Below are 8,428 nucleotides of genomic sequence, written 5' to 3'. Positions count from 1 at the left end.
CGGGGCTCACGTCCCCCGCAGCCGTCGTCGATGCCGGCTCCAAGGCGCTCGCGAACGCCGGGATGAGCGACTCCGTAGCCGAACGGGTGGTCGAGGCCGCACGCGACTGCCCCCGGGTCGCGGTGGACTGGGGGTCGTTCCCCGACCGGATCGCGACCGGCGAGAACGAGCTGTGTGAGGTCGGCATCGCCACGACCGACGGAGCCGGGCGCGTCGGGATCCGCGTCACGGTCAACGACGTGGAGATGACCGCAACGACGACGTACCTCGACGGCGAGACGACCGTCCCAGTTGGCGTGTTCGGCCCGCCGGACGCCGACGAGCTGGAGTTCGTCGTCGAGGTCGTCTTCCCCGACCTGCCGTTGATGCCCGTGCGCGCGACACGGACGGTCCAAGTAGCGTAGTTCGCCGGGCATCGACCGTTCTCGTGGTGGTGTTCGTCGAACACGGAGACGGGAGCCGCCGGAGCTCAGTTCTCGGTGGTACGACCGGAGATCCGCTCGATGTCGAGTTTGCGGACGGTCACTTCGATGTCCTCGATGGCCTCGTCGAACACGCGGATCGGGGAGAAACAGTCGTTGATCTCGGCCGTATCGAACCGTTGGCGATCGGCCTCCGTGAGGTCCGTGAGGCGTCCGCTGACGACGATGCTCCACGAGTCGAACGCCTTCGGGTCGTTCGTCGGGTCCGCACCGTACAGGACGTAACACGCCGTCTCGGTCGACTCCAAGAACGTCCGTTTCGTGCCCCCCTCGGTCAGCCCCAGCCGGAAGTAAAGGCCGTCCCCGTCGTAGTAGTGTGCCAACGGAATCGCGTACGCGTCGTTACCGGTCGCCAGCGCGAGGACACCCGAATCGGCCGTTCGTAGTCGTTGTTCGACCGACTCGTCGTCCATTCCGGTCGTGTACGCGTATTCGACATGATTCATCTCATATACCTGTTGGACGAGCAACTACATAGCAGTACGGAGGCGTCTCCGCGTCGCGCGGCAGTTCGCCCACTCGTTAAACCGGAAAACGGGACAACGACGCCCCATGCCAGCACGCCTTCGCGTCCTCGCCGGCGACTGTCAGGTGACCGAACGCGGCGACCGGACCCGAACGTATCGCGGCCGTGTCGTGGTCCTGATCAAGCCCGATAACACGACGCTCGTCCACGACGCCGACGGGTACCAGCCCGTCGCGTGGCTCACTCGCCCCGACTCGGTGGTCGTTGAGGGCGACGGTGCGGGGTTTACCGTCACCGCACGCGACGGCACCCGGCAGCTCCGCGTCGTCGCCGAGACGGCGACCGCCAGCCGCGCGCTCCCGGTCACGGAGGCGGGGATTCCCGTCGGGACGTGTCCCGACGACGGCGGGTCGCTCGTCCGTTCGCGCGGGGACGTGGTCTGTCTGGACTGCGAGGAGCGGTGGGGACTCCCCGCCGGCGCGAGCGTCACCGACGCGACGTGTGAGACGTGTGGTCTACCGAAGATCCGCGTCGAGCGCGGCGAGGCGTTTCACCTCTGTCTGGACGCCGCCTGCGACCCGATGGCGGCGGCCGTCCGCGACCGGTTCGACCGCGTCTGGGACTGTCCCGACTGTGACGGCGAGCTCACCGTCGAGTCCGCGCCCGGCCGGGTGTATCTCGCGTGCGACCGCCGCCCGGAGTGTGAGACGACGTTCTCGATCCCCTCGGGGATCGTCGTCGACGAGTGTGACTGCGGGCTCCCAGTCTTCGAGACTGCGACCGGTCGCGACTGTCTCGACGCGAGCTGCCGGCTCGGTGGTCACTGAGCGGCGAGTGGAAGGGGATGGGGACTGAAACCGGAGGAGATGAAGCGGAGTCGATCGCCTACTCGGCGAGCTGCTCGCGCCCCGGAGCGATCAGCCGGTCGAGGTACTCGGCGAGTGCTCCCTTCGCGTCGGCCGGGTGGAGCTCGCCGGACTCGAGGTCGGCTTCGAGCGCGTCGTAGGCGTCGTACTTCAGGTCGCCGCCGTACTGTTCGGGTCGCTCGACGACGACCGTCTCGAACCGCGGGAACACGTGGTACTCGAACACTTGGAGGACGGGGTTCTCGCGCGACTCACCCTCCTCGGTCGGCTCCGGGTCCGCCGTCGGGGGACAGTACGCCTTGTTCACCTTCGACTCGATGTCGTCGCGGGAGTCCTCCATGGAGATGGTGACACCCTCGCTGGAGGACATTTTCCCGCGACCGGTCCCGAGGTCGGCGATGAGCGGCGTGTGCAGACTCGTCGGCGGCTCGCGGTCGATGCTCGGTAGCACGTCGCGGGCGAGCATGTGGACCTTCCGCTGTTCCATCCCGCCGACGGCGAGGTCGACGCCGAGGTACGGGATGTCGAGCGCCTGCATCAACGGGTAGACGGCCTGGGACACCTTCACGGAGTCGCCCGAGGTGATCTCCGCCATCGCCCGCTCGGCGCGGGCGAGGGTCGTCTCGAGCTCCAACGCGTGGAGGTCGAGGGTGTAGTCCTCGTCGAGCTGGAAGTCGGAGCCGAGCACGAACTGTGTGTCCGACTCTTCGAGCCCGTAGGCGATGAACTGGTCGCGCATCCGCTCGGCGGTCCGGCGGATCTCCGCGAACGATCCCTTGTCGTTGAGGTACGCGTGGACATCGGCGAGGAGGACGGTGACTTCGAACCCCGCCTCCTGGAGGTCGATGAGTTTGTTCGCCGTGAGCATGTGCCCGATGTGGAGCACGCCGGAGGGCTCGTACCCGACGTACGCGCGCTTGCCGTCGGGGTCGGCTGCCAGCGTCTCGATCTCCTCCTCCGTGACCACCTCGGCCGCGTTCCGGGTGATCAGCTCGTGGGCGTCCATGGGTACGATAGCGGGAGGGTTCGGGATATGACTTCTGGAACCGCCCGGAACCGACGCCGCCAAACGACTGGGAGCGCCGGTCGACGGGTCACTCCTCGGTTTGCGGGAGCCGAGTCCCCGCCCGGTGTTCCGAGATGATCCGGTCGAGCCGCTCCGCCTTCTCGTCGCGCCGCCGGCGTTCCGCACGGGACTCCCAGTCGTCGATCGCCGCGTCCAGCGCCGACTCGTCGGCGACGGCCAGCTCGTCGACCTCTCGGACGGGAACCGCGTCGACCGGGACGACCGGGATCCCGTGGTCGAACAGCACCTGGTCGGCGACATCCGAGAGGTTGCCGTCGCGGATCACCGCGTGCGGCTCCGTCCCAGCCAGCCGTTCGGCGGTCCGACGGCCCGCACCGGATGCGTCACGGAGGTAGACGACATCGCCACGGACGAGGCCGTACGCCTCGTCGGCGGCGTCGAGCGCGTCGAGCGTGAACTGCTCGACGACTTTCACGCTGACGAGGCCCTGACCCTCGGCGACGTCGGCGAAGTTCGAGTGGTCGAGCTTCCACAGCTCCTTGAGCGTCTCCACCTTGCGTTCGAGCGCCTCGACCGTCTCGCGGGCGTCGTCGCGCTCGCGTTCGAGCCGCTCGGTCTCCCGCTCCAGCCGTGAGACTTCCCGACGGGTACGCGCCTCGATCCGCTCCTCGCGTTTCGCCTCGGAAAGCGCCTCCTCCAGCTCCGCGATCCGGTCGTCGCGCTCGTCGAGCTCGGACTCCAGCGACTCCGCGTGCGACTCCAGCCGGTCGACGCGCTCGCGGAGCCGGCGGATCGTCTCTTCTTCCTCGGTCCGCTCGGGTTCCGTCGGGTCCTCGTCCGGGTCGGCATCGCCGTCGTCGTCGCCGTCGTCCTCTCGGAGCTCCTCGATGACGGCCTCCACGGACGCGCCGCCGGCGACGACGCCGGCGATGACGGCCTCACGGTCCATTCGCGGCGGCGTCTTCTCCGTGATCCGTTCGAACTGGTCCGCGTGGTCGTCGTAGGCGTACAGCGCGGCCGCCAGCGCGTCACGCTCGTGGTCGTTCTCGTAGCCGGCCTCCCGAGTGCGGTGGAGTTTCTCGTCGACCGGAAGGTCGGTGGTCGGCCGCCACCCCGCGGCGTCGAACGAGCGGCGGAACTTCTCGACCGTTTCGGGCATCGGCTCCACGTCGGCGGCGACGAGTATCGGCCGCCCCTGCTCGATTATCCACTCGGTCACCTCGGCGGTGTCGGCGGTCCGGGAGGAGTACAGCGCGTGGACGGTGCCGTCGAGCCCGACCACCGCGGCCGCGGTGGTGGTTCCGGGATCGATCCCGACGATCACGCGGTCGCGACGTTTCACGAGCGGTTCGTACTCGATTCCGTCGCGGCGCTCGCGTTCCACCTCGACGCGCACGTCCCCCGCACGCGAGTTCGACAGGGGGATCTCCTCGGGGCGGGCCTCGACGGTGAAGACGGCACTGGAATAGCCGCCGTACTTCTCCGTCACCTCGCGGTCGTACTCGAGGTTCGCCTCGCGGAGCTTCGTCTCGACCTGTCGGCTGCGCTTTTTGACGTTACCGTGGATCCGCCGAGTGTAGCGGTCTTGGCTCCAACCGCCTTTCCCGGTGGATCGGCCGCGAGAGACTTTGACGGTCGTCTCGTCGGTGAACGCGGTGACCTCGTGGCCGACGTTGGCCGCGGCGAGGCGGGCGGCCGCCTCCGCTTCCTTCATCGGCTTCTTACCGTACGGGATCCCGTGGCGGGAGGCGACTCGCGAGAGCGGCTCCGGCCGCTCCGCGCCGGTCACCTGGACGAGGCGTGTTCCGTCCGGGAGGCTCCGGAGCAGTCCGACGAGCGCGTTCTTGTCCGGCGCGAGCTCGTAGGCGTTGTCGGTGGCGACGTACAGCGGTTCGCGATCGTCGATCAGTCGGCGGAGCTTGCGGAGGGAGACGACATCACGGGAGACCCGGGCGAGCGGGCCGTCGGCGTCCGGGACGTCCGGGTCGTCCGCGTCGACGGGGTCGAGGATCACGAGCGCGTAGGAGGGATTGTCGCCGCGGACGTCGCCGCTCTGGACGTCGACGCCGAACACCGGCCGGTCGCGGGCGCGGATAGTCCGGGTTGGCACGGATTCACGTAGGCCGCTCGGGCGTATATACCCCACGCCGGAACCGGTGGTGTCGACCGCGGCGTCACGTGCTGACGGCCGGTTCGGGGATCACGGTTGGACGGCCGGTTCGGGGATCACGGTTGGACAGTCAGTTCGGAAAGCACAGTCGAACGACCGGGTCGAGGCGTCACGCCCCACGTCCGTCGGGGAGGACCGCCGACCCGCCCGCTTATACGGCGGGGCATCGAAACGGGGAACGAATGAGCGAGGAGTTCGCGCTGCTCGAACCGGCGGATCAGCCCGGCGACGAGTGGGAGGCGCTCGACGTCTCCGACACGGAAGCCGACCGGATCGCCCGGCGACAGGACCGCGAGTTCGACGAGTTCCGGAAGCGGATCAAGGACACCGAACAGTTCAAGCTCCAGGAGTCGGTGTTCGACGACGCGACCCTCGCGGCGGTGTACAAGCTGGTCCAGGACGGCTACGTGGACGCCTTCGGCGGCCCCGTCTCAACCGGTAAGGAGGCGAGCGTCTTCGAGGCGCTCGGCGGGCAGGCGGGCGAGCGACCAGCGCCCGGGACGGCGGTCGACGCCGACGGCGACGGCCATCCCGACCGCGAGGTCGCCGTGAAGGTGTACCGGATCAACTCCTCGAACTTCCGGCAGATGCGCGACTACTTGGAGGGCGACCCGCGGTTCGAGGGGATCGCGAACGACAAGAAGGCAGTCGTGCTGGCGTGGACGAAAAAGGAGTTCGCCAACCTCGAACGGGCCCGGAAAGCGGGCGTCCGGGTCCCCGAGCCGATCGCCGTCCAACGAAACGTACTCGTGATGGAGCTCGTCGGGCACGCGGACGACCGCGCCCGGCGGCTGAACGAGGTCGACGTCGAGAACCCGGAAACCGCCTATGAGGTCGTCCGCGAGTACATGCGGCGGCTCTACCGCGCCGGCCTGATCCACGGCGACCTCTCGGAGTACAACATGATCATCCACGACGGCGAGCTGGTCGTCATCGACATGGGACAGGCGGTCACCGTCCATCACCCGAACGCCGGGGAGTTCCTCGCGCGCGACTGCGAGAACGTGGCGACGTTCTTCACGCGCCAAGGGATCGACATCGACCCCGACGAGCTGCAGGAGTACGTGACGGAACCGGAGCCGAGCGACGAAGCCGGAACCGACTGACGTGTCTTGAGGTCGACGAATCCGGAACCGACTGACGTGTCTTGAGGTCGACGAATCCGGGGCCTACGGAACCGCGCGTCACACCCCCTCACACCGCGGCTCCCGGAACATGTTTAAAAGTCTCGGCCGGGTATCTTGGTGTATGCAACACGTGACGGTTCCGCAGGACCGGATCGGTGTCGTCATCGGTGCCGGTGGCGAGACGATGCGGGAGATCGAAGACCGCGCAGGCGTGCGACTCGACGTCGACTCGGAGTCCGGCAGCGTCGCCATCGAGGAGGCGGGCGACCCCGTCGCCGCGATGGTCGCGCCGGACGTGATCAAGGCGATCGGGAGGGGGTTCAAACCCGAGACCGCGCTGTCGATCCTCGATCACGACCTCCGGACGCTCGAACTGATCGACCTGACAGAACACACCCGTAACGACAACGACCTCCAGCGGAAGAAGGGCCGGATCATCGGCGAGAACGGCCGGACTCGCGAGCTGTTAGAGGAGCTGTCGGGCGCGAACGTCGTCGTCTACGGGACGACGGTCGGTGCGGTCGGTCAACCCGAGGAGCTACAGGTGGTCCGCCGCGCGGTCGGCATGCTGCTCGACGGCGCGCCACACGGCGCGGTGTACTCGTACCTCGAACGGAAGTCGAACGAGCTGAACGACGACGTCAGTTTCCAGTCGCCGCAGTGACGGCTGACGCCGCTCTGGCGACGCGGCGGTGTTCACCCGCTTGCGTGTCGACTGCGTACTGACCGTACACTAACTGCGCATAGGCTACACACTGACTGCGTACTGACGGCACAGACACCCGCACTCAACGCCAGTCAACGCGGACGAAATCGTCCCATGTGGGCGTGTTCATCACGGCACACGCGGCCACCACCGGATCTATATAAAGGCCCGTGATAACGAGCCACATGAAAACAGTCTACCCCGCCCCGTGTTGCGTTTCCGCACGGATTGAACGATGGGTTTATATAGAATCACAATCAATCAATGGTTGTAATGTCACAGCGCCAGCGGATGGGCAATCAGCCGATGATCGTACTTTCCGAGGAGTCGCAGCGGACCTCCGGAAAGGACGCGCAGAACATGAACATCACGGCCGGCAAGGCGGTCGCGGAGTCCGTCCGCACCACGCTCGGCCCGAAAGGGATGGACAAGATGCTCGTCGACTCCGGCGGGTCCGTCGTCGTCACGAACGACGGCGTTACCATCCTGAAAGAGATGGACATCGACCACCCGGCGGCCAACATGATCGTCGAGGTGTCCGAGACGCAGGAGGAGGAGGTCGGTGACGGAACCACCTCCGCCGTCGTCGTCGCCGGGGAACTCCTCGACCAGGCCGAGGAGCTCCTCGACCAGGACATCCACGCGACCACCCTCGCACAGGGGTACCGCCAGGCCGCCGAGAAGGCCAAGGAGATCCTCGAAGAGGAGGCCATCGAGGTCTCCGCGGACGACCGCGAGACGCTCGTCGAGATCGCCTCCACGGCGATGACTGGCAAGGGCGCGGAGAACGCGAAAGAGCTCCTCGCCGAGCTCGTCGTCGACGCCGTGATCGCGGTCGCCGACGACGACGACATCGACACGGAGAACGTCTCCGTCGAGAAGGTCGTCGGCAGCTCGATCGACCAGTCCGAGCTCGTCGAGGGTGTCATCGTCGACAAGGAGCGCGTCGACGAGAACATGCCCTACGCGGTCGAGGACGCCGACGTCGCGCTGTTCGACGGTGCCATCGAAGTGAAAGAGACCGAGATCGACGCCGAGGTCAACGTCACCGACCCCGACCAGCTCCAGCAGTTCCTCGACCAGGAGGAGGAGCAGCTCCGTGAGATGGTCGACCACCTCGTCGACATCGGCGCCGACGTCGTCTTCGTCGGCGACGGCATCGACGACATGGCCCAGCACTACCTCGCACAGGAGGGTATCCTCGCGGTCCGCCGCGCGAAGTCCGGCGACCTGAAACGCCTCGCCCGCGCGACCGGCGGCCGCGTCGTCTCCAACCTCGAGGACATCGAGAGCGACGACCTCGGCTTCGCCGGCTCCGTCGCCCAGAAGGACGTCGGCGGCGACGAGCGCATCTTCGTCGAGGACGTCGAGGAGGCCAAGTCCGTCACGCTCATCCTCCGCGGCGGCACCGAACACGTCGTCGACGAGGTCGAGCGCGCCATCGAGGACTCGCTCGGCGTCGTCCGCACGACGCTGCTCGACGGGCAGGTGCTGCCCGGCGGCGGTGCGCCCGAGACCGAGCTCGCCCTACAGCTCCGTGACTTCGCCGACTCCGTCGGCGGTCGCGAGCAGCTCGCCGTCGAG

The 8,428-nt window shown here is 67.6% G+C and carries 7 protein-coding genes and 1 pseudogene; 5 read left to right on the top strand and 3 right to left on the bottom strand.

Annotated elements, in window-relative coordinates; translation table 11 throughout:
• Positions 1 to 404, top strand: a pseudogene (locus ACFQEU_RS07930) (DEAD/DEAH box helicase); the annotation flags it as partial.
• Between the two features lie 65 nt (positions 405 to 469).
• Here ACFQEU_RS07930 and ACFQEU_RS07925 read toward each other — a convergent pair.
• Positions 470 to 928: a pyridoxamine 5'-phosphate oxidase family protein gene (locus ACFQEU_RS07925; RefSeq protein WP_379780953.1), complete on the bottom strand. Its 459-nt coding sequence runs from the start codon at positions 926 to 928 to the stop codon at positions 470 to 472.
• A gap of 106 nt (positions 929 to 1,034) precedes the next feature.
• Here ACFQEU_RS07925 and ACFQEU_RS07920 point away from each other — a divergent pair, with 106 nt between their 5' ends.
• Positions 1,035 to 1,775 carry a DUF91 domain-containing protein gene (locus ACFQEU_RS07920; protein ID WP_379780951.1) on the top strand — a complete coding sequence of 247 codons (741 nt, stop codon included), beginning with the start codon at positions 1,035 to 1,037 and terminating at the stop codon, positions 1,773 to 1,775.
• 58 nt (positions 1,776 to 1,833) lie between these two features.
• On the opposite strand, the gene ACFQEU_RS07915 is transcribed toward ACFQEU_RS07920, so the two are convergent.
• Positions 1,834 to 2,820: a tyrosine--tRNA ligase gene (locus ACFQEU_RS07915; RefSeq protein WP_379780949.1), complete on the bottom strand. Its 987-nt coding sequence runs from the start codon at positions 2,818 to 2,820 to the stop codon at positions 1,834 to 1,836.
• A gap of 88 nt (positions 2,821 to 2,908) precedes the next feature.
• Positions 2,909 to 4,951: a DUF460 domain-containing protein gene (locus ACFQEU_RS07910; protein ID WP_379780947.1), complete on the bottom strand. Its 2,043-nt coding sequence runs from the start codon at positions 4,949 to 4,951 to the stop codon at positions 2,909 to 2,911.
• A gap of 242 nt (positions 4,952 to 5,193) precedes the next feature.
• On the opposite strand from ACFQEU_RS07910, the gene rio1 reads away from it, so the two are divergent.
• The 3 genes from rio1 to thsA form a co-directional block, all read left to right on the top strand.
• The gene (gene rio1 / locus ACFQEU_RS07905) at positions 5,194 to 6,117 is read left to right on the top strand and encodes a serine/threonine-protein kinase Rio1 (RefSeq protein WP_379780945.1); all 924 of its coding nucleotides are present in this window, start codon (positions 5,194 to 5,196) and stop codon (positions 6,115 to 6,117) included.
• 142 nt (positions 6,118 to 6,259) lie between these two features.
• Complete coding sequence (locus ACFQEU_RS07900) at positions 6,260 to 6,802, top strand: KH domain-containing protein (RefSeq protein ID WP_379780943.1); 543 nt, start codon at positions 6,260 to 6,262, stop codon at positions 6,800 to 6,802.
• 348 nt (positions 6,803 to 7,150) lie between these two features.
• Positions 7,151 to 8,428, top strand: a 1,278-nt coding sequence (thsA, locus tag ACFQEU_RS07895) for a thermosome subunit alpha (RefSeq protein WP_379780955.1), incomplete at its 3' end; no start/stop codon positions are given.

The organism is Halorubrum tibetense (assembly GCF_042661865.1).
In the GTDB taxonomy this organism is placed as follows: Archaea; Halobacteriota; Halobacteria; order Halobacteriales; family Haloferacaceae; genus Halorubrum; species Halorubrum tibetense.
The sequence above is the reverse complement of the archived record's forward strand: the minus strand, read 5'-3'. Positions and strand labels throughout refer to the sequence as shown.